The organism is Trinickia sp. (assembly GCF_051953955.1).
Lineage (GTDB): Bacteria > Pseudomonadota > Gammaproteobacteria > Burkholderiales > Burkholderiaceae > Trinickia.
On the sequence record NZ_JBQCIF010000007.1, the window covers coordinates 1 to 19,235 of the forward strand.

At 64.3% G+C, this 19,235-nt stretch carries 18 protein-coding genes; 13 read left to right on the plus strand and 5 right to left on the minus strand.

The genetic code is table 11. The features are described 5' to 3' along the window. Positions 1–216 precede the first annotated feature (216 nt). Positions 217–993 carry an enoyl-CoA hydratase gene (locus tag ACTHNZ_RS00980; protein WP_440540620.1) on the minus strand — a complete coding sequence of 259 codons (777 nt, stop codon included), beginning with the start codon at positions 991–993 and terminating at the stop codon, positions 217–219. A gap of 170 nt (positions 994–1,163) precedes the next feature. Here ACTHNZ_RS00980 and paaN point away from each other — a divergent pair, with 170 nt between their 5' ends. From paaN to paaK, 5 genes are all read left to right on the plus strand, one after another. Beyond that, a complete protein-coding gene (gene paaN / locus ACTHNZ_RS00985; RefSeq protein ID WP_440540621.1) occupies positions 1,164–2,873 on the plus strand; it encodes a phenylacetic acid degradation protein PaaN in 1,710 nt (569 codons plus the stop codon). 107 nt (positions 2,874–2,980) lie between these two features. Further along, positions 2,981–4,183 (plus strand): 3-oxoadipyl-CoA thiolase, encoded by a 1,203-nt coding sequence (pcaF, locus tag ACTHNZ_RS00990; protein WP_440540622.1) that lies wholly within the window; start codon positions 2,981–2,983, stop codon positions 4,181–4,183. Between the two features lie 76 nt (positions 4,184–4,259). After that, complete coding sequence (paaG, locus tag ACTHNZ_RS00995) at positions 4,260–5,051, plus strand: 2-(1,2-epoxy-1,2-dihydrophenyl)acetyl-CoA isomerase PaaG (protein ID WP_440540623.1); 792 nt, start codon at positions 4,260–4,262, stop codon at positions 5,049–5,051. A 1-nt stretch (position 5,052) separates the two neighbouring features. Then, positions 5,053–5,532: a hydroxyphenylacetyl-CoA thioesterase PaaI gene (gene paaI, locus ACTHNZ_RS01000; RefSeq protein WP_440540624.1), complete on the plus strand. Its 480-nt coding sequence runs from the start codon at positions 5,053–5,055 to the stop codon at positions 5,530–5,532. Between the two features lie 143 nt (positions 5,533–5,675). After that, positions 5,676–6,974 (plus strand): phenylacetate--CoA ligase PaaK, encoded by a 1,299-nt coding sequence (gene paaK / locus ACTHNZ_RS01005; protein ID WP_440540625.1) that lies wholly within the window; start codon positions 5,676–5,678, stop codon positions 6,972–6,974. A 132-nt stretch (positions 6,975–7,106) separates the two neighbouring features. On the opposite strand, the gene mltA is transcribed toward paaK, so the two are convergent. Together mltA and apaG are read right to left on the minus strand one after the other, a co-directional pair. After that, positions 7,107–8,336, minus strand: a complete 1,230-nt coding sequence (mltA, locus tag ACTHNZ_RS01010) for a murein transglycosylase A (protein ID WP_440540626.1) — start codon at positions 8,334–8,336, stop codon at positions 7,107–7,109. 157 nt (positions 8,337–8,493) lie between these two features. Next, positions 8,494–8,868 carry a Co2+/Mg2+ efflux protein ApaG gene (apaG, locus tag ACTHNZ_RS01015; protein WP_440540647.1) on the minus strand — a complete coding sequence of 125 codons (375 nt, stop codon included), beginning with the start codon at positions 8,866–8,868 and terminating at the stop codon, positions 8,494–8,496. A gap of 230 nt (positions 8,869–9,098) precedes the next feature. Between apaG and rpe the strand changes: the two genes are divergently transcribed. The 8 genes from rpe (at position 9,099) to ACTHNZ_RS01055 (ending at position 16,483) form a co-directional block, all read left to right on the plus strand. Further along, positions 9,099–9,791: a ribulose-phosphate 3-epimerase gene (rpe, locus tag ACTHNZ_RS01020; protein ID WP_440540627.1), complete on the plus strand. Its 693-nt coding sequence runs from the start codon at positions 9,099–9,101 to the stop codon at positions 9,789–9,791. After that, positions 9,788–10,546 (plus strand): phosphoglycolate phosphatase, encoded by a 759-nt coding sequence (locus ACTHNZ_RS01025; RefSeq protein WP_440540628.1) that lies wholly within the window; start codon positions 9,788–9,790, stop codon positions 10,544–10,546. Before rpe ends, ACTHNZ_RS01025 begins: the two co-directional genes overlap by 4 nt. A gap of 298 nt (positions 10,547–10,844) precedes the next feature. After that, entirely contained in the window at positions 10,845–12,338 is a 1,494-nt protein-coding gene (gene trpE, locus ACTHNZ_RS01030; protein ID WP_440540629.1) for an anthranilate synthase component I, read from the plus strand. 13 nt (positions 12,339–12,351) lie between these two features. After that, positions 12,352–12,936: an anthranilate synthase component II gene (locus tag ACTHNZ_RS01035; protein ID WP_440540630.1), complete on the plus strand. Its 585-nt coding sequence runs from the start codon at positions 12,352–12,354 to the stop codon at positions 12,934–12,936. A gap of 67 nt (positions 12,937–13,003) precedes the next feature. Then, positions 13,004–14,035 carry an anthranilate phosphoribosyltransferase gene (gene trpD / locus ACTHNZ_RS01040; protein ID WP_440540631.1) on the plus strand — a complete coding sequence of 344 codons (1,032 nt, stop codon included), beginning with the start codon at positions 13,004–13,006 and terminating at the stop codon, positions 14,033–14,035. 94 nt (positions 14,036–14,129) lie between these two features. Further along, positions 14,130–14,915 carry an indole-3-glycerol phosphate synthase TrpC gene (gene trpC, locus ACTHNZ_RS01045; protein WP_440540632.1) on the plus strand — a complete coding sequence of 262 codons (786 nt, stop codon included), beginning with the start codon at positions 14,130–14,132 and terminating at the stop codon, positions 14,913–14,915. A 45-nt stretch (positions 14,916–14,960) separates the two neighbouring features. Then, positions 14,961–15,587 carry a CYTH domain-containing protein gene (locus ACTHNZ_RS01050; protein ID WP_440540633.1) on the plus strand — a complete coding sequence of 209 codons (627 nt, stop codon included), beginning with the start codon at positions 14,961–14,963 and terminating at the stop codon, positions 15,585–15,587. Further along, positions 15,584–16,483, plus strand: a complete 900-nt coding sequence (locus tag ACTHNZ_RS01055; protein WP_440540634.1) for a uracil-DNA glycosylase — start codon at positions 15,584–15,586, stop codon at positions 16,481–16,483. The genes ACTHNZ_RS01050 and ACTHNZ_RS01055 overlap by 4 nt, the downstream gene beginning before the upstream one ends. Positions 16,484–16,616: 133 nt before the next feature. Here ACTHNZ_RS01055 and ACTHNZ_RS01060 read toward each other — a convergent pair whose 3' ends face one another. Together ACTHNZ_RS01060 and ACTHNZ_RS01065 are read right to left on the minus strand one after the other, a co-directional pair. Then, positions 16,617–17,216, minus strand: coding sequence for an FMN-dependent NADH-azoreductase (locus ACTHNZ_RS01060; protein WP_440540635.1), 600 nt, complete (start codon positions 17,214–17,216; stop codon positions 16,617–16,619). A 183-nt stretch (positions 17,217–17,399) separates the two neighbouring features. Continuing rightward, a complete protein-coding gene (locus tag ACTHNZ_RS01065) occupies positions 17,400–19,232 on the minus strand; it encodes a M61 family metallopeptidase (protein WP_440540636.1) in 1,833 nt (610 codons plus the stop codon). Between the last annotated feature and the right edge of the window lie 3 nt (positions 19,233–19,235).

The following is a 19,235-nucleotide window of genomic DNA, read 5'->3' on the forward strand; positions in this document are numbered from 1 at the left end:
TTTCACATCGCGTCAACAGTTTTTTTAACTTCGTTCGAACTTCATCGAACCCTCAACCGTTGCCGCACCCTCTGCTCCGCACCCGCGCAAAACACGGGTACAACCCGCTTCGCACAAGGCCTCGCTTCCCTTCGCTCAGTCGCATTGACTGCGCGAAAGGGCGTGATTCTAGGCCCCTTCCGAACACCGCGCAAGCGGAAATTTGAGCGCCTCGAATCAGCGGTGCTTGAACGCCGGTTTACGCTTTTCGAGGAAGGCCGCCATCCCTTCTTTTTGATCCTCGGTCGCGAACAGCGAGTGGAACAGCCGGCGCTCGAAGCGAATGCCTTCCGCGAGCGTCGTTTCGTAGGCGCTGTTCACCGATTCCTTGACCATCATGACGGCCGGCAGCGGGAATTCGGCGATCGTCGCAGCCGCGGCCAACGCTTCATCGAGCAGGGAAGCCGCCGGAACGATGCGCGACACGAGCCCCGCACGCTCGGCCTCGGCCGCATCCATGAAGCGCGCGGTCAAGCACATGTCCATCGCCTTGGCTTTCGATACCGCGCGCGGCAGCCGCTGCGTGCCACCCGCACCAGGCATCACGCCGAGCTTGATTTCGGGCTGCCCGAATTTCGCCGTATCGGCCGCAATGACGATGTCGCACATCATGGCCAACTCGCAACCGCCGCCGAGCGCGAAGCCGGCAACGGCCGCGATGATCGGCTTGCGAATCGTACGCACCGTCTCCCAATTGCGCGTGATGTATTCGCCTTTATAGACGTCCATGTACGTATAGGTGGCCATCATGCCGATGTCGGCGCCAGCCGCAAATGCCTTCTCGCTGCCCGTGACGACGATCGCGCCGATGCCCTCATCCGCGTCGAACGCACGCAGCGCGGCACCGAGCTCGTCCATCAGAGCATCGTTCAGCGCGTTCAGCGCCTTCGGCCGGTTCAACGTCACGAGGCCAACGCGCCCGCGCGTCTCGACCAAAATGTTTTCGTAGCTCATCCCATCCTCCTTGGTCCTTAGATGTCGACCGGGCGACAAAAGCTTTCGCACCCGTCCGGAAACAATGCTAACATTCGCCAACCAACCGGTCGGTCGGTTAATTAATACGAAGCTTGCCGTTTGATTGCCGGCCTGCTCCTACCAACGCTTGAGCCTGCCCCTGTCTCGCTATGACCCATCCTCTATTTGCGAAGCACGAAGCCACGCTGAAGAATGCGCTCGACGCCATCGGCTCGCGCGGCTACTGGAGTCCTTTCGCGGAAATGCCGAGCCCCAAAGTGTACGGGGAAACCGGTAACGCGGATGGAGAAGCTGCCTTCAAAGCCCATTTGAATCACGAATTCTCGCTCGACCAACCGGGCACCGGTGCATGGGTCGGAGCCGAGCAATCGCCTTTCGGCTTCGCGCTCGGGGTTCGCTACCCCAAAGCCGACGTCGATGCATTGATCGGCGCGGCAGCCGCCGCCGAATGCAATTGGCGCAAAGCTGGACCGGAAGCGTGGGTAGGCGTGAGTCTCGAGATCTTGGCGCGCCTCAATCGCGCGAGCTTCGAGATCGCCTACAGCGTCATGCATACGACCGGCCAAGCATTCATGATGGCGTTTCAAGCTGGCGGACCGCATGCGCAAGATCGCGCGCTCGAGGCCGTGGCGTACGCGTGGGGCGAATTGCGCCGAGTGCCGGCCGAAGCGCACTGGGAAAAGCCCCAAGGCAAGAACCCGCCTCTGGCCATGCGCAAGCGTTACACGGTCGTGCCCCGAGGCATCGGCCTCGTGCTGGGTTGCTGCACCTTCCCCACGTGGAACGGATACCCCGGCCTCTTCGCCGATCTGGCCACGGGCAACGCCGTCATCGTGAAGCCCCACCCCGGCGCGATTCTGCCGCTCGCCATCACCGTGCGCATTGCACGCGATGTCCTGCGCGACGCCGGCTTCGATCCGAACGTGGTCACGCTGCTCGCCACGGAGCCGAACGATGGCCCGCTCGTGCAGGAGCTCGCGCTGCGCCCCGAAATCAAGCTGATCGACTTCACGGGGAGCACGCAAAACGGCACCTGGCTGGAACGCAACGCACATCAAGCCCAGGTATTCACCGAAAAGGCCGGCGTCAACCAAATCGTCGTCGATTCCGTGGACGACCTGAAGGCCGCCGTCCGCAACATCGCCTTTTCGCTCGCGCTGTACTCCGGCCAGATGTGCACGGCGCCTCAAAATATCTACGTGCCTCGCGACGGTATTCGCACCGCCGAGGGGCACGCCAGCTTCGACGACGTGGCACAAGCAATTGCCGGCGCCGTGCAAAAGCTCGTGGCCGACCCGGCGCGTGCCGTGGAACTGATCGGCGCGATTCAGAACGACGGCGTTGCTCGCCGAATCGACGAAGCGCGCGCGCTGGGCCCCGTTCTGGCCGACAGCCAAACGCTCGAGCATCCGGCCTTTCCCCAAGCGCGCGTGCGTACACCGCTCGTTTTGCAACTGGACGCCGCCCACGATTCGGCGAAGTTCAGCGGCGAATGGTTCGGCCCGATCTCGTTCGTGATCGCCACGGATTCGACACGGCAATCGCTCGAATTGGCCGGATCGCTCGCCGCTCGGCATGGCGCACTGACGCTGTCCGTCTACAGCACCGACGAAGCGACGATCGAGGCGGCGCACGAAGCGGCCGTCGAGGGTGGCGTGGCGCTCTCGGTCAACCTAACGGGCGGCGTGTTCGTGAATCAGTCGGCCGCATTCTCCGACTTCCACGGCACCGGCGCCAATCCGGCGGCCAACGCCGCCTTGACCGATTCCGCGTTCGTCGCGAACCGCTTCCGAGTCGTTCAAAGCAGGATTCATGTTGCACCGCGCGAGCAATCGGCGGAAGTCGGCCGAACGGCATAGCCCGTTCAGCCGAATGGAGTCGGATCGCCGGCTCTACTAACATCAAGTACATCAAGTCGATAGGTCCCGTCGCCATGACGGGCCCCCCGTTCACTGGAAGCCATCCGATGACCGAAGCCTACATCTGCGATGCCATTCGCACCCCGATCGGCCGCTATGGCGGAGCACTGAAAGACGTCCGCGCCGACGATTTGGCTGCCGTTCCCATCAAGGCGCTCATGGAGCGCAACCCGGGCGTCGATTGGCGCGCGCTGGACGACATCATCTATGGGTGCGCGAACCAGGCCGGCGAGGACAACCGCAACGTCGCGCGCATGGCGGCGCTGCTGGCCGGTTTGCCGACTGACGCGCCCGGCGCCACGATCAACCGCCTCTGCGGTTCGGGCATGGACGCCGTCGGCTCGGCGGCGCGTGCGCTGAAAGCCGGTGAAGCGAGGTTGATGATCGCAGGCGGCGTGGAAAGCATGACGCGCGCACCATTCGTCACAGGAAAGGCACCCACCGCTTTCGCGCGGCAAGCCGAAATCTTCGATACGACGATCGGCTGGCGTTTCGTCAACGCGCGCCTGAAGGCACAGTACGGCATCGACTCGATGCCCGAGACCGGAGAAAACGTCGCGACTCAGTTTTCGGTCAGCCGTGCGGATCAGGATGCCTTCGCGCTGCGCAGCCAGCAAAAGGCGGCGCGCGCTCAGCAGAACGGTACGCTCGCGCAAGAAATCGTCGCGGTCGAAATTGCACAAAAGAAGGGCGAGCCGCTGCTCATCACGCGCGACGAGCATCCGCGCGAAACATCGCTCGAAGCGCTGACCAAGCTCAAGGGCATCGTGCGTCCGGACGGAACCGTCACGGCGGGCAACGCCTCAGGCGTGAACGATGGCGCATGCGCGCTCTTGCTCGCCAACGAAGAAGCGGCTTCCCAATATGGGCTGCGCAGGCGGGCACGCGTTCTCGGCATGGCAACCGCGGGCGTCGAGCCCCGCATCATGGGCATCGGGCCGGCACCGGCCACCCAAAAATTGCTGCAGCGGCTCGAAATGTCGCTCTCGCAGTTCGACGTCATCGAACTGAACGAGGCATTCGCATCACAAGGCCTCGCGGTGCTGCGCATGCTGGGCGTTGCCGACGACGATGCCCGCGTCAACCCTAACGGCGGCGCAATCTCGCTTGGCCATCCGCTGGGAGCGTCCGGTGCACGACTCGTCACCACGGCCCTTTATCAACTCGAGCGCACGGGCGGCCGCTATGCGCTCTGCACGATGTGCATCGGCGTGGGTCAAGGCATCGCCCTCGCCATCGAGCGTGTGTGAGCGTGTGATCGACCTCGCGCAGCCGGCCTATTCGACGTCGGCTGCCCACGGAGCGAATGAGGAGAGGAGACGACAGATGCAATATGAAGCGATTCGCGTCGAAATAGACGTTGCCACGCAGGTCGCCACGGTGACGTTGAACCGTCCGGAGAAGTTGAACAGCTTCACGCGTGCGATGCACAAAGAGTTGACCGCCGCGCTCGATGAAGCGGTTGGCGCCGGTGTGCGCGCACTCGTCGTGACGGGCGCGGGCCGCGGATTTTGCGCAGGCCAGGATCTGGCCGACCTGACGTTCGAGCCGGGCAGATCGACAGACCTCGGCGCGCTGATCGACGAACACTTCAATCCGCTCGTGCGTCGTCTGCAAGCTTTACCGATTCCCGTCATCGCAGCCGTCAACGGCATCGCGGCCGGCGCGGGCGCGAACCTGGCGCTCGCCTGCGACATCACGATTGCAGCGCGCTCGAGCAGCTTCGCGCAATCGTTCGTCAAGATCGGGCTCGTTCCCGATTCGGGCGGCACGGCGTTTCTGCCGGAGCGCGTGGGAATGGCTCGTGCGCTGGGCCTCGCCATCACCGGAGAAAAGATCGGTGCGGAACAGGCCGAGCGCTGGGGGTTGATCTGGCAAGTCGTCGACGATGCCGATCTGCTTCACTGCGCGAACACGCTTGCCGCGCAGTTGGCCCAGCAGCCCACCCGCGCCATCGCCGCCATCAAGCGCGCGCTGCGCGCGAGTGCGACGAATACCCTCGCTCAGCAACTCGATCTCGAACGCGATCTGCAACGCGAACTCGGCAATTCGCACGACTACGCCGAAGGCGTGCAAGCATTCATTCAGAAGCGCGCGCCGCGCTTCGAGGGGCGTTGACATGTCGGCGTCGAATTCGCAAGCCGCGAGCGAGGTGTCCGCCTCGCAATCGATGTCGCCGGACGAGTTGGCCCGCGCGGTCGGGCGTGCCATGTACGAAGCGGATGCCTGCAGTCGAGCACTCGGGTTCGAACTCACCGAAGTGCGATCAGGCTACGCGCGCATGCGTGCCGCCGTGCGTCCGGATTTCCTCAACGGACATGCGATCTGCCATGGCGGTGTCATTTTCACGCTCGCCGATTCCACGTTCGCGTTTGCCTGCAACTCGCATAACGTCAATACGGTCGCGTCGGGCTGCTCGATCGAATTCCTGCGGCCGGTGCACGGCGGGGACACGCTCACGGCCGAGGCGATGGAGCAAACGATCAGCGGTCGCACCGGGATATACGACATTCGCGTCACGAACGGCGCCGGTGAAACGGTGGCCATGTTTCGCGGCAAATCCGCGCACATCAAAGGGCATGTGATTCCGCCCACATGAGGCGGCAGCCGCTTGCGCCCCGACCCCAGATCGCGCCGGCGCAAGCGCCTGCTAGCGAACCGCCATCCGCAGCGGCAAGTATGCGACGGGCTGCCTCGCCGTGCCCGCCGGCAGCTATTTTTCAATGAAACAGGAGACATGCGATGAACACCGCGCTGCCGCTCGATCCGATCGAGACCGCGAGCCGAGACGAACTCGCCGCCTTGCAGCTGGAACGGCTCAAATGGACGCTTCAGCACGCTTACGAGCATTCCATCGTCTATCGGCGCAAGTTCGACGAGGCAGGCGTGCGTCCCGAAGATCTCACGACCCTGGCGGATCTCGCGCGTTTCCCGTTCACCACGAAAAGCGATCTGCGCGAGAACTATCCGTTTGGGATGTTCGCCGTGCCGCAGGACAAGATTTCCCGCATTCACGCATCGTCGGGCACGACCGGCAAGCCGACCGTCGTCGGTTACACGGCGCGCGACATCGACACATGGGCCAATCTCGTCGCGCGCTCGATCCGCGCGGCCGGTGCGCGGCGCGGCGATAAGGTGCACGTGAGCTACGGCTACGGCCTATTCACGGGCGGCCTCGGTGCGCATTACGGCGCCGAGCGCGCCGGCCTGACGGTGATTCCGTTCGGCGGCGGTCAAACCGAAAAGCAAGTACAACTGATCCAAGATTTCAAGCCCGACATCATCATGGTCACGCCAAGCTACATGCTGTCGATCGCCGACGAGCTCGAACGCCAGGGCGTCGATCCTGCGCGCTGTTCGCTGCGCATCGGCATCTTCGGCGCCGAACCGTGGACGAACGACATGCGGCGCGCGATCGAAGCGCGCATGGGCATCGACGCCGTCGACATCTACGGCCTCTCCGAAGTCATCGGCCCCGGCGTCGCCAGCGAGTGCGTCGAGACGAAAGACGGCCCGACGATTTGGGAAGACCACTTCTATCCGGAGATCATCGATCCGGTCACCGGAGAGGTGCTGCCCGACGGCGAGTTCGGCGAACTGGTCTTCACCTCGCTGACGAAAGAGGCGTTGCCCATCATCCGCTATCGGACGCGCGACCTCACACGCTTGCTGCCGGGCACGGCGCGCACGATGCGCCGCATGGAAAAGATCACGGGACGCTCCGACGACATGATGATCGTCCGTGGCGTCAACGTCTTCCCGACGCAAATCGAAGAATTGCTGCTGAAGCAGCCTGCCTTGGCCCCGCATTATCAAATCGTGCTGACCAAGGAAGGACCGCTCGACGTGATGACGCTCAACGTCGAGCCCTGTCCGGACACGCGGGCGGACGACGCGATGCTCGCGTCAGCCAAGACCGCACTCGCCTACGACATCAAAGCGCTGATCGGCGTGACGGCGATCGTCAACGTTCTGCCGGTGAACGGTATCGAGCGATCGGTCGGCAAGGCAAAGCGCGTCATCGACAAACGATCGGCTTGACCCCGCGAGAGAACCGGAGCGAACCAAAGCGAAGCGAACGAACGCGACCGAAACCGAATTGCTTCGAGACGAAGCGACGCAGCCGGCGAGAACTGGCAACAACCAGCAACAACCGGCTCGTCGCTCGCAGGCTTACGAATTAGGCAACAGCAACCACATTCGGCCCGCTTGCTTCATTTTGCCGGCGAGATCGCCGGCTTCGTCGCCCAGCCCCCAAAAATAATCGGCGCGCACGCCGCCCCGGATCGCGCTGCCCGTATCCTGAGCGAACACGAGCCGGTTCATCGGCGTATTCGTGAACGGCCTCGTGGTAGCCAGAAACACCGCGGAGCCGAGCGGAATCGCCGCGGGATCGACGGCGATCGAGCGCTCCGGCGTGAGCGGCACGCCCAACGCACCGATCGGCCCGTCGCCGCCTTCCGATACCGCCTGCGCCGATGGCATGTCGCGGAAGAAGACGAAGCGCGGGTTCACGTCGAGTAAGCTCGCCACGCGTGCCGGATTCGCGCGCGCCCAGGCTTTGATGCCTTGCATCGTCGCCTGAGCAGGCGTGATCTCGCCATGATCGAGCAGCCATCGGCCGATCGACCGATAGGGCTGATTATTCGTGCCGCCGAAGCCGACGCGCATGACACTGCCATCGTCGAGCACGATGCGGCCCGAGCCCTGCACCTGCAAAAAGAACGCTTCGATCGGATCGTCTACCCAGACGAGCTCGTTGCCATCCAGAACGCCCGAGCGTTCGAGCTCGGCACGCGCCGGCAACGCCGTCCCCGGACGATAGCCGGACGGCCAGTGATAGAGCGGATATTGATACGGGCCGCGGCGCGTGCGTGCGCCATGCAGCAGCGGTTCGTAATAGCCGGTGACGAGCCCATCCACCGAACCATCGCTGTTGGCGAGTTGGAACGGCGTGAAATTCGTCTCGAAGAAGGTGCGCGTGGCTGCCGCATCGAGATCGTCGAGCCGCGATGCGGCTGCGCAGGCCCGCCGCCAATTGGCGAGTTGTCCGACGCGCAGGCAATTCTCGCGCAACGCAGCAGCCGCGCCGATCAGTGAATCGTCGTCCCATCCCGGCACTTGCTGCCAGGCTACCGGGGTGAGCCGGCCGGGCGACAACGCACCGGTGACGGTGGACAGGCCGCCTACCGATGGCCCGGCAGGGCGCACCACCGCGCCGCCGCCGCACGCCGCAAGCAGCACGGCGGCCGCGAGGGCGGCCGCACGGCCGAGGAATGACGAAGGAATGCGCATACAATGTGGACTCTTGATGGAAATCGCCATGTCCGCTCTATTCGACGAATACCCGATGCTGATTTTCGCGCTCGAGGCGTTCGCAGCCTTGGCGTTGCTCGTGATCATCGTCGTCTGGACGATGTCGGGCAGGAAGACGGGCGCGCGGGCAGCCGAAAGCACGGGCAATCGAGTGCACCGGTAAGCTGCAAAGCCGCGAAGCTCCAAAGCAGCGAAAGAACGCCGGCTCGAACGGCAACGCCTTTCGCATCGCGTTCGCACCGGCTCAATGCAGCGTGCGCGGCATTTGCAGCGCGAACTCCGGTACGGGCGCTTCGAAGCGCTCGCCGTCCTCGGCTACGCAAAAATAAGCGCCGCGCATCGTCCCAACCGGCGTTTCGAGCACCGCCCAGCTCGTGTACTCGAACTGCTCGCCAGGCTGCAGCAGCGGCTGATGCCCCACCACGCCAAGGCCCTTCACTTCCTGCACGCGATTTTCGCTATCGGTGATGATCCAGTGGCGCGCGATCAACTGCGCGGCGACCTGGCCGGTGTTGCGAATCGTCAGCGTGTAGGCGAATGCGTACTGTCGGCGCTCGGGATCCGACTGCTCGGGCAGATAGCGTGTTTGCGCCGACACGCTGAATTGATACTGGCTCATCGTGATGTGCTGATGCTGATGTGGTTCTCTGAAGAAGTCCGACCCGCCGCCGGCCGCCGCATGGCAAGCGCCGCGCCGGTTTCGCATTCTGATCCATGCAGCCTGCGCCCGCAACCGCCGAGCGGGCAAGACAGCCTGGCACGCCCGGCGCGGTAAAATGTGGATTTTCCGCCTGGCGGCCCTTCGCAGCCTCGTGCGGGCCCTTCTTCGGCCATCTTGCTTTTCACGCCATGACGCAATTTCGCATCGCTCCCAGCATCCTTTCCGCCGACTTCGCAAGGCTCGGCGAAGAAGTCCGCAACGTCATCGATTCCGGCGCCGACTGGATCCACTTCGACGTCATGGACAATCACTATGTCCCGAATCTCACGATCGGCCCGCTCGTGTGCGAAGCGATCCGTCCGCACGTGCAAGCACCGATCGACGTCCACCTGATGGTGCGCCCGGTCGATCGCATCGTGCCCGATTTCGCGAAGGCCGGCGCGAACATCATCAGTTTTCATCCGGAAGCGTCGGACCATATCGATCGCACACTCTCGCTGATCCGCGATCATGGCTGCAAGGCGGGGCTCGTCTTCAATCCCGCAACGCCGCTCAACTACCTCGATCACGTCATGGATCGCGTCGATCTCGTGCTGATCATGTCGGTCAACCCGGGGTTCGGCGGGCAGTCGTTCATCCCCGAAGCGCTCAACAAGCTGCGCGAAGCTCGCGCTCGGATCGACGCCTATCGGGCACGCACGGGACGCGAGATCCATCTCGAGGTGGACGGCGGCGTCAAGGTCGAGAACATCGCGCAGATCGCGGCCGCAGGCGCCGATACCTTCGTTGCCGGCTCGGCCATTTTCGGCAAGCCCGACTATCGGGCCGTCATCGACGACATGCGCCGTGAGCTCGCTACCGCGAGCAGCACCCCGGTATGAGCCCGGGCGGCGCCGAGGGCGGCCGCGATGCGTGCCGGACGGCCGTGCGGCGCGTGAAGGCGGCCGTCATCGATTTGGACGGCACGATGGTCGATACGGCCGACGATTTCACGGCCAGCCTGAACGGGATGCTCGCCGAACTGGGCGTGCGGCCGATCTCGCGCGACGAAGTCGTCGGCTATGTCGGGAAGGGTTCAGAGCATCTCGTTCGCAGCGTGCTGTCGGCGCGGCTTTCGGCAGACGAAACCGCCGCACGGTTCGCCGACGCGCTCGATCGTTATCAAGCGCACTACGCATTGGTCAACGGCCGCCACACGCGGCTTTATCCCGAGGTCGAGCCCGGGCTCGCCGAACTGGCGCGAGCCGGCGTGAAGCTCGCCTGCGTCACGAACAAGCCGCATCGCTTCGCCGTCGCGCTGCTCGAGCAATACGGGCTCGCGCGCTACTTCTCCGTGATCCTCGGCGGCGATAGCGTCGCGCGCAAAAAGCCGGACCCGCAGCCGATGCTGGCGGCGTGCGAGGCCATGCACGTGGCCCCGGGGGACGCGGTGGCGATCGGCGACTCGGAAAACGATGCGCTGGCAGGCCGAGCCGCGGGCATGGCCACGTTGACGGTGCCCTACGGCTACAACCACGGCAAAGCTATACAAACGATAAATTCGGATGGTATAGTCGCCACGTTGCTCGAAGCCGCGAGGTTCATCGCGAATCGCTCGTCCGGCTCCGGCGCAACGGATCCATCGCTGACTACCTAAAGTCATTCACCTCATGTTTCTGAACAAAAAACGGAGTCCGAGCAGTATCGACCGGGGAGCCTGGCCCTGGCGTCGCTCGTCGCACTGACCTCTTTCGAGGTACGCTGAAGTTCGTCGTCTTCAGCGCCGTTTTTTGATGTCGCCGCGCATTCGCGCACTATTCGTCGTATCGCCCGAACGATCGCACCCGCGCGTTTTTCTGGTCGTCGCTGCGCCCGTGCGCTTACGGCTTGCCGCACGCCTCGCTTCGCTCGCTCGTGAGCAACGCTGGCGTCGGCCATTCGAACAGGATCGGAACATGACCGAACTCGAGTTTCAGTCCCTCGCCGGCGAGGGTTACAACCGCATTCCGCTGATCGCCGAAGCGCTCGCCGATCTGGAAACGCCCCTTTCCCTTTACTTGAAGCTCGCACAACCTGAGCGCGGCGGGGCCAATTCGTTCCTGCTCGAGTCCGTCGTCGGCGGCGAGCGGTTCGGCCGCTATTCGTTCATCGGGCTGCCGGCGCGCACGCTCGTTCGCACGAAAAACGGCGTCAACGAGGTCGTGCGCGATGGCCGAGTCGTCGAGACGAGCGAGGGCGATCCGTTCGATTTCATCCAGCAATTCCAGGCGCGTTTCAAGATCGCGCAGCGCCCCGGGCTGCCTCGCTTCGCGGGTGGCCTCGCCGGCTACTTCGGTTACGACGCCGTTCGCTACATCGAGAAAAAGCTCGCGCATACGGCCCCGCCCGACGACCTCGGCTTGCCCGACATCCAATTGTTGCTGACCGAGGAAGTCGCAGTCATCGACAATCTCGCCGGCAAGCTCTATTTGGTCATCTATGTCGACCCGACGGCGCCTGAAGCCTACGCACGCGCCAAGCAGCGGCTGCGCGAGTTGCGCCAGCGCTTGCGCGCGACGGTGCAGCCGCCCGTGACTTCGCCGAGCGTGCGCACGGAGATCTATCGGGAGTTCGCTCGCGACGACTATCTGAACGCCGTGCGCCGCGCGAAGGAATACATCGCGGCCGGCGAGCTCATGCAGGTGCAAGTCGGCCAGCGCTTGACCAAGCCGTATCGCGACAACCCGCTTTCGCTCTATCGCGCGCTGCGCTCGCTCAACCCGTCGCCGTACATGTATTACTACAACTTCGGCGAATTCCATGTGGTAGGCGCATCGCCGGAAATTCTCGTCCGCCAGGAAAAGCGCGGCGAGGATCACATCGTCACGATTCGGCCGCTCGCCGGCACGCGGCCGCGCGGCAACACCCCCGAGCGCGATGCCGAGCTGGCCACCGAGCTCTTGAACGATCCGAAGGAAATCGCAGAGCACGTGATGCTGATCGACCTCGCGCGCAACGACGTCGGCCGCATCGCGCAGACGGGATCGGTCGCCGTCACCGATAAAATGGTCATCGAAAAATACTCGCACGTGCAGCACATCGTCAGTTCGGTCGAAGGCAAGCTCAAGCCCGGGACGACGAACTTCGACGTGCTGCGCGCGACGTTCCCGGCCGGCACGCTGTCCGGTGCGCCGAAGGTGCGTGCGATGGAATTGATCGACGAGCTCGAGCCCGTCAAGCGCGGGCTGTACGGTGGCGCAGTGGGCTATCTATCGTTCACGGGCGAAATGGACCTCGCCATCGCGATTCGCACGGGGCTCATCCACAACGGTAACCTGTACGTGCAAGCGGCGGCGGGCGTCGTGGCCGACTCGGTGCCCGAATCGGAATGGCAAGAAACCGAGAACAAGGCCCGGGCCGTGCTGCGCGCCGCCGAACAAGTGCAAGACGGCCTCGACAGCGATTTTTGAGCGGAGAGACATCATGTTGCTGATGATCGACAACTACGATTCGTTCACGTACAACCTCGTGCAGTACTTCGGCGAGCTCGGCGAGGACGTCCATACCTATCGCAACGACGAAATCACGCTCGACCAAATCGAAGCGATGAAGCCCGAGCGCATCTGCCTCTCGCCGGGCCCGAGCAATCCGCAGAACGCAGGCATCACGCTCGACGTGCTGCGGCACTTTTCCGGCAAGCGGCCGATCCTCGGCGTCTGTCTCGGTCACCAGGCAATCGGTGAGGCCTTCGGCGGCCGCGTCGTGCGCGCGCAGACGATCATGCACGGCAAGGTGAGCCGCATCGAAACCGACGGCAAGGGCGTGTTCGCGAACCTGCCGAAGCACTTCGACGTGACGCGCTATCACTCGCTCGCGATCGAGCGCGAGTCGCTGCCCGACTGCCTCGAAATCTCGGCCTGGACAGAAGACGGCGAAATCATGGGGGTGCGCCACAAGACGCTCGCCGTCGAAGGCGTGCAGTTCCACCCCGAATCGATCTTGTCCGAGCACGGTCATGCGCTGCTCGAGAATTTTCTGAACGGCTCCAAGGCGAAACAAGCCGCTTGATGCCACGCGACGCGGGCCCGGCACGCACCCGCACGCCGCACGTAACGGAACGAACGAAGGCGCATCCATGACCATCACTCCGCAAGAAGCATTGCAGCGCACGATCGAGCATCGCGAGATCTTTCACGACGAAATGCTGCACCTCATGCGGCTCATCATGCGCGGCGACATGTCGCCCGTGATGGCGGCCGCGATCATCACGGGCCTGCGCGTGAAAAAGGAAACGATCGGCGAGATCGCGGCCGCGGCCACCGTCATGCGTGAATTCGCGCGTCACGTCGAAGTGCCGGACAACGCGAATTTCGTCGACATCGTCGGCACGGGCGGCGACGGCGCCAATACGTTCAACATCTCGACTGCGACGATGTTCGTCGCCGCCGGTGCGGGCGCGAAGGTCGCCAAGCATGGCGGCCGCGGCGTATCGAGCAAATCGGGCAGCGCTGACGTGCTCGAAGCGCTCGGCGTGAACATCGATCTACAGCCGGAGCAGGTGGCCGCATCCATCGCCGAAACGGGCATGGGCTTCATGTTCGCCCCCAATCACCACCCCGCGATGAAGAACATCGCACCGGTGCGCCGCGAGCTCGGCATACGCACGATCTTCAATATCCTCGGCCCGCTCACCAATCCGGCCGGCGCGCCGAATCAGCTGATGGGCGTGTTTCATCCCGACCTCGTCGGCATCCAAGTGCGCGTGATGCAGCGCCTCGGCGCGAAGCACGTGCTCGTCGTCTACGGCAAGGACGGCATGGACGAGGTGTCGCTCGGCGCGGCGACGCTCGTAGGAGAATTGCGCGACGGCCAAGTGCACGAGTACGAGATCCACCCCGAGGACTTCGGCTTGCAGATGGTGTCGAATCGGACGTTGAAAGTGGCCGATGCGAACGAGTCGAAGACGATACTGCTCCAAGCACTCGAGAACCGCCCCGGCGTGGCGCGCGAGATCGTAACGCTCAATGCGGGCACCGCACTGTACGCGGCCAACCTCGTCGCCTCGATCGCCGACGGCATCGAAGTCGCAAGGGAAACCATCGCGGCTGGCCGCGCCCGCGCGAAAGTCGACGAACTCGTGCGCTTCACTCAGCAACTCAAGCATTGACCGTAGCGCGTCGCCGGCGGCCACCAGCCGCCGGCGGCGCGCATCGAACACCTTCCTTCAACTCTCCGATCAGAACCAAAGGAAAGCTTCGTCCATGAGCGACATTCTCGAACGAATCATCGCCGTCAAACGCGAAGAAGTGCGCGCGGCCCAGCTGAGCGCGCCGCTCGAAGAGTTGCGTCTCGAAGCGTCGTCGCGCGATCTGCGCGACTTCGTCGGCGCGCTGCGCGCAAAACACGAGGCCGGGGCTGCGGCCGTCATCGCCGAAGTCAAAAAGGCCAGTCCGTCCAAGGGCGTGCTGCGCGAACACTTCGTGCCGGCCGACATCGCGCGCTCGTATGAAAAAGGCGGCGCGGCATGTCTGTCCGTGCTGACCGACGTGCAATTCTTCCAAGGCAGCACGGCTTACCTCGAAGCAGCCCGCGCCGCCTGCGGCTTGCCCGTGCTGCGCAAGGACTTCATCGTCGATCCGTACCAAGTCGTCGAGGCGCGCGCGATGGGAGCCGATGCAATCTTGCTCATCGCCGCGGCACTCTCGCTCAGCGAGATGCAAGAGCTCGAAGCGTTTGCGCATTCGCTGGGGCTCGCCGTGCTCGTGGAAGTGCATAACCGCGACGAGTTGACCGGCGCCCTTACGCTCAAGACGCCGTTGATTGGTATCAACAACCGCAATCTGCGAACGTTCGAAACGTCGCTCGACACGACGCTCGGCATGCTGGACGTGCTGCCCGACGATCGCATCGTCGTCACCGAGTCCGGCATCTTGACGCGAGCCGACGTCGAGCACATGCGTTCGAACGGCGTGCATACGTTCCTCGTCGGCGAAGCGTTCATGCGCGCCGACGAGCCCGGCGCCGCACTGTCGCAGATGTTCTTCTAACGGCATCCCCACTTCTCGCTGCACTCGACTACACGGCCATCCAGCATGGGCATCGAACGCGAAATCAAACTGGCGCTGCCGCCCGATCGAGCCGACGCGGCCGATCGCTTCTTCACCGGTATCGCCGGTAGTCCCGGGCGCGACGTTCCGCTCGTGAACATCTACTTCGATACCGCGTCGCTGGCGCTTGCCGGCGCAAAAATCGCACTGCGGCTGCGCAAAACGCCCGAGGGCTGGCTGCAAACGCTGAAAGCCGCGGGCACGGCCGCCGGCGGGCTGCATAGCCGCCATGAGTGGGAAACGCCCGTCGCCAAGGATGCGCTCGAGCTCGATACGCTCGCCGCTGCCTGCGACGACGAGACCGCACTTGCCACGCTGCGCGGCGTGGCTGGGGACCTCGGCGAGCGCTTTCGGACCACGTTCGTTCGCCGCCTTTGGCGTTTGAGCTTCGACGGCGCACCGATCGAAGCCGCCATCGACCGCGGCGAAGTGACTGCGACGGTAGGCGGGCAAACGCGACGGGAAGCGATCAGCGAGATCGAACTCGAACTGCTGCAGGGCGACGAGCGTGCGCTGCACGCATTGGCGGACCGCTTGTCGGCGGCGGTCTCAGGGCTCACGCCCGAAGACATCAACAAAGCGCAGCGGGGCTATCGGCTGTGTGCGCGGTGAAAGCGAAAGCGCGGGGGCGAGCGAGAGCGGCGAGCGAGCGCGACGCGGCTCAAGGATCCCTGTTCGATACAGCGGCCGACGTCTCCGTGGCAAGCGAAGCATCGGCATCCCTCGATGAGCCGACGCGCCCGACACATCCGACACATGCAGATCAGCAAGGACTCACGGAGGCGCTTGGTCTTCGCGCCCCGCTCGGGGCGCAATTTTCCGCTCTACCGACTGCGTGGCGCGCGCATCTGCAGTCATTCATCGACAGCGATGCCTATCGCCCGCTGTGCGCGTTCGTCGACGAACAGATCGCGGCCGGCAAGACCGTCTACCCGGCTGAGGTCTTCCGCGCGCTGCGTTTGACGAGCCCCGACGACGTCAAGATCGTCATCGTCGGTCAAGACCCGTATCACGGCGACGACAAAGGCCACCCGCAGGCACACGGCCTAGCGTTTTCGGTGCCGTCGCCGGTGCGGCCACCGCCTTCGCTACGCAATATCTATAAGGAAATCGCCGCCGAATTCGGCTACGCCATGCCGGCGCACGGGTGCCTCGACGCCTGGGCACGGCAAGGTGTGTTGCTGCTCAATACCGTACTGACGGTCGAACAAGCGAAAGCGGCCAGTCACGCGAAGCGCGGCTGGGAAGGCTGCACCGATACGCTGATTCGGGAACTGGCCCACCGGCACGAGCATCTCGTCTTCATGCTCTGGGGGGCCCACGCGCAGGCCAAGCGCGCCCTGCTCGATGCACGCCCGCACTGCGTGCTCGAGGCACCGCATCCATCGCCGCTCTCCGCGCACCGAGGCTTTCTCGGCTGCGGGCATTTCCAACGGGCCAATGAATATCTCGTCGCGAACGGCCGCGCGCCGGTCGATTGGCGGCTGCCGGAAATCGTCGGCGCGTAAAAGCAAAAAGTCGCGCTGCCCTGCCAGCGGGCGGCGCGACTAAGAAGCTCCCCGGCGAACCCATTCATGCCTGCGCGTCTGCGCGTCTGCGAATGGGCCCGGTGCAATGGCCGGGGCACGGCCATCGGATCGATTACGCTACCGCGGCAATCGCTTGGCGTGCCGAAGCGAAAGCGGCGCCGGCTGCGTCCGGCCCCATGTTCAGGCCTTCGGCGTAGATGAACTCCACGTCGGTGATGCCAATCAGGCCGAGGAACGACTTTACATGCGGCGTCAGGCTTTCCTGCGGTGTGCCTGCATGCTTTCCGCCACGCGCCGAGACGACATACGCCTTCTTCCCCTTCAGCAGCCCTTCCGGACCCGTCGCCGTGTAGCGGAATGTCACGCCGGCGCGGGCAATCCAGTCGAAATACGTTTTTAGCTGCGACGAGATGCCATAGTTGTACATCGGCGCGCCGATGACGACGATGTCGGCAGCTTCCAGTTCGGCGATCAGCGCATCGCTGCGCGCCACGATCGCGGCTTGGCCCGGCGTGCGCTGCTCGGCCGGCGTGAAGAACGCGCCCAGCACGGCATCGTCGAGGTGCGGCAGCGCGTCGGCCAGCAAATCGCGCAGCACGAGCTTGGCGCCCGGATTCGCTTGCTGCAGCGTGGCAGCCAACTCATTGGCCAGCAGGGTCGAATTCGCGCCTTGCGAACGCGCCGCCGAATTCAGTTGAAGGATCGTCGTCATGTCAGGCTCCAAGTGGGTTGCGCGTTTGTGCGCGAGTGAAGCCATTGTGGCGGGTGATCCGACACGGAAAAAGTAGCTTAAAGAGGATGCATTGTTGCAACGATGGAACGATGGCCAGCCAAGCGCCCTCGCGGCGCTCGCCCGCGCCGCACACCGCGAGAGCCCAGACGCCGGCTTCAGCGATCATCCGCGCAACCAGCGTTCCCGTGCGCGCCTTGCCGGCGCGCCGCGCTTGTCTTCGGCTGGAACGAGCCGATAGCGCGTCACCTCGGGCCCGTCGAGCTTGACGCGCGCGACGCGCAACTCGTCGCGCCGGAACGCGTGGATCTCGACGGTCGCCCCCGGCAGATAGCGCGACAGCAGCGTGTCGAGGTTCGACCCCGTCACGCGTAGGCCGTCGACGGCGATCAGTACATCGCCGGCCGAGAGGCCCGCCTTCTGCGCCGCGCTGCCGTCGTGCACCGCGGCCAGCATGCAGTCGGCGCCGGCGCGGACGCGCGCGCCGAGCGAGGGCTTGGCCGCGCCCTGCCCGTTTCTAGCGCTGCCAGTGCCAGTGCCACCAACCTGCGGTTCGAGGGCGATGCCGAACGGCTCGAACAGCGTTTCGAGCGGCAAATCGCGCGTGCCGTGGACGGCATCGTCGAACAAGGTGCCGAGTTCGACGCCGGTTGCTTCGGCGATCAGCGCTTCGACCTCGTCCTCGGCCACACCGGCGGCCTTGCTGCTGTAGAACTGGCGGCCGTAGCGCTGCCACAGCAAGCGCATGACGTCGTCGAGCGATTTGCGGTGATCGGTGCGCGCCCGAATGGCCAAATCGAAGGCCAACGCGACGAGCGAGCCCTTCTGGTAATAGCTGACGATCGCATTCGCGGCATTCTCGTCTTGGCGGTAATACTTGATCCAGGCGTCGAACGAGCTTTCGGCGACGCTCTGCTTCAAGCGGCCGCTGCCGCGCAGTACGCCACCGAGCGTCTTGCCGACGAGCGCGTAATAGTCGGCTTCGGCGATCGCACCGCTGCGCACGAGCATGAGGTCGTCGTAGTACGAGGTGAAGCCCTCGAACAGCCACAGCAGCGACGTGTAGTTCTCGCGCGAAAGATCGTACGGAGCGAAGGCAGCGGGCTTGATCCGTTTGACGTTCCACGTATGGAAATACTCGTGGCTGCACAGACCGAGATACGTCCGGTAGCCCTCCGACATCTCGGGCCGCCCACGGACAGGCAGATCGGTGCGGTTGCAGATGAGCGCCGTCGACGCGCGATGCTCGAGACCGCCGTACCCGTCGCTGACCGCCTGCGTCATGAACACGTAGCGATCGACGGGCGCTTTTTTCGTACGCGGCTCGAAGAGCGCGATCTGCGTTTCACAGATGCGCTTCAGGTCCTGCGCCAGCCGCTCCATGTCGAGGGCGACGGTGCGCCCGGCGATCACGATATCGTGCGGCACGCCATGCGCCTTGAACGTGGCGAGCGCGAACTTCCCGAGCATAACCGGGTGGTCGACGAGTTCGTCGTAGCTCTGCGCACGGTATTCGCCGAAGCCGTAGCGCTTCGTGCCGCGCCCGTCAGACAGGGCCGTCGCCACGCGCCAGTCCGCATAGGCCGCCCCGGCCGGCTTTTGAATGTCGACGATGCAAGCAGCCTCTTCTCGACCCGCAGGCAGCAAAAAGACGCTCGTGCCGTTGAAAAAGCCGGCCGTATCATCCAAATGCGCGGTGCGCACCGACATGTCCCATGCATAGACTTCGTAGCGCAGTGTCAGCACGTCGCCTTTGACGGGCGCGGCCTCCCACGTCTGCTTGTCGGTCTTGCGGATCCGTACCTTGCGTCCCGCTTCGTTGAACGCGCTGAGCGTCACGATATTGCGCGCGAATTCGCGCACGAGGTAGCTGCCCGGAATCCAGGTGGGCAGCGTGAAGCGCTGCCCCGCGGGATCGGGATCGGCCAACGTGAGCGTGACTTCGAACAGGTGAGCGGCAGGATGCTTGGGAACGATCGCGTAGCGGGTAGGCTTCATCGG

Coding starts and splice junctions, on each gene's coding strand:
- ACTHNZ_RS00980 (WP_440540620.1), bottom strand. CDS start 993: ATGAGCTACGAAAACATTTTGGTCGAGACGCGCGGGCGCGTTGGCCTC.
- paaN (WP_440540621.1), top strand. CDS start 1,164: ATGACCCATCCTCTATTTGCGAAGCACGAAGCCACGCTGAAGAATGCG.
- pcaF (WP_440540622.1), top strand. CDS start 2,981: ATGACCGAAGCCTACATCTGCGATGCCATTCGCACCCCGATCGGCCGC.
- paaG (WP_440540623.1), top strand. CDS start 4,260: ATGCAATATGAAGCGATTCGCGTCGAAATAGACGTTGCCACGCAGGTC.
- paaI (WP_440540624.1), top strand. CDS start 5,053: ATGTCGGCGTCGAATTCGCAAGCCGCGAGCGAGGTGTCCGCCTCGCAA.
- paaK (WP_440540625.1), top strand. CDS start 5,676: ATGAACACCGCGCTGCCGCTCGATCCGATCGAGACCGCGAGCCGAGAC.
- mltA (WP_440540626.1), bottom strand. CDS start 8,336: ATGATCACGAGCAACGCCAAGGCTGCGAACGCCTCGAGCGCGAAAATC.
- apaG (WP_440540647.1), bottom strand. CDS start 8,868: ATGAGCCAGTATCAATTCAGCGTGTCGGCGCAAACACGCTATCTGCCC.
- rpe (WP_440540627.1), top strand. CDS start 9,099: ATGACGCAATTTCGCATCGCTCCCAGCATCCTTTCCGCCGACTTCGCA.
- ACTHNZ_RS01025 (WP_440540628.1), top strand. CDS start 9,788: ATGAGCCCGGGCGGCGCCGAGGGCGGCCGCGATGCGTGCCGGACGGCC.
- trpE (WP_440540629.1), top strand. CDS start 10,845: ATGACCGAACTCGAGTTTCAGTCCCTCGCCGGCGAGGGTTACAACCGC.
- ACTHNZ_RS01035 (WP_440540630.1), top strand. CDS start 12,352: ATGTTGCTGATGATCGACAACTACGATTCGTTCACGTACAACCTCGTG.
- trpD (WP_440540631.1), top strand. CDS start 13,004: ATGACCATCACTCCGCAAGAAGCATTGCAGCGCACGATCGAGCATCGC.
- trpC (WP_440540632.1), top strand. CDS start 14,130: ATGAGCGACATTCTCGAACGAATCATCGCCGTCAAACGCGAAGAAGTG.
- ACTHNZ_RS01050 (WP_440540633.1), top strand. CDS start 14,961: ATGGGCATCGAACGCGAAATCAAACTGGCGCTGCCGCCCGATCGAGCC.
- ACTHNZ_RS01060 (WP_440540635.1), bottom strand. CDS start 17,216: ATGACGACGATCCTTCAACTGAATTCGGCGGCGCGTTCGCAAGGCGCG.
- ACTHNZ_RS01065 (WP_440540636.1), bottom strand. CDS start 19,232: ATGAAGCCTACCCGCTACGCGATCGTTCCCAAGCATCCTGCCGCTCAC.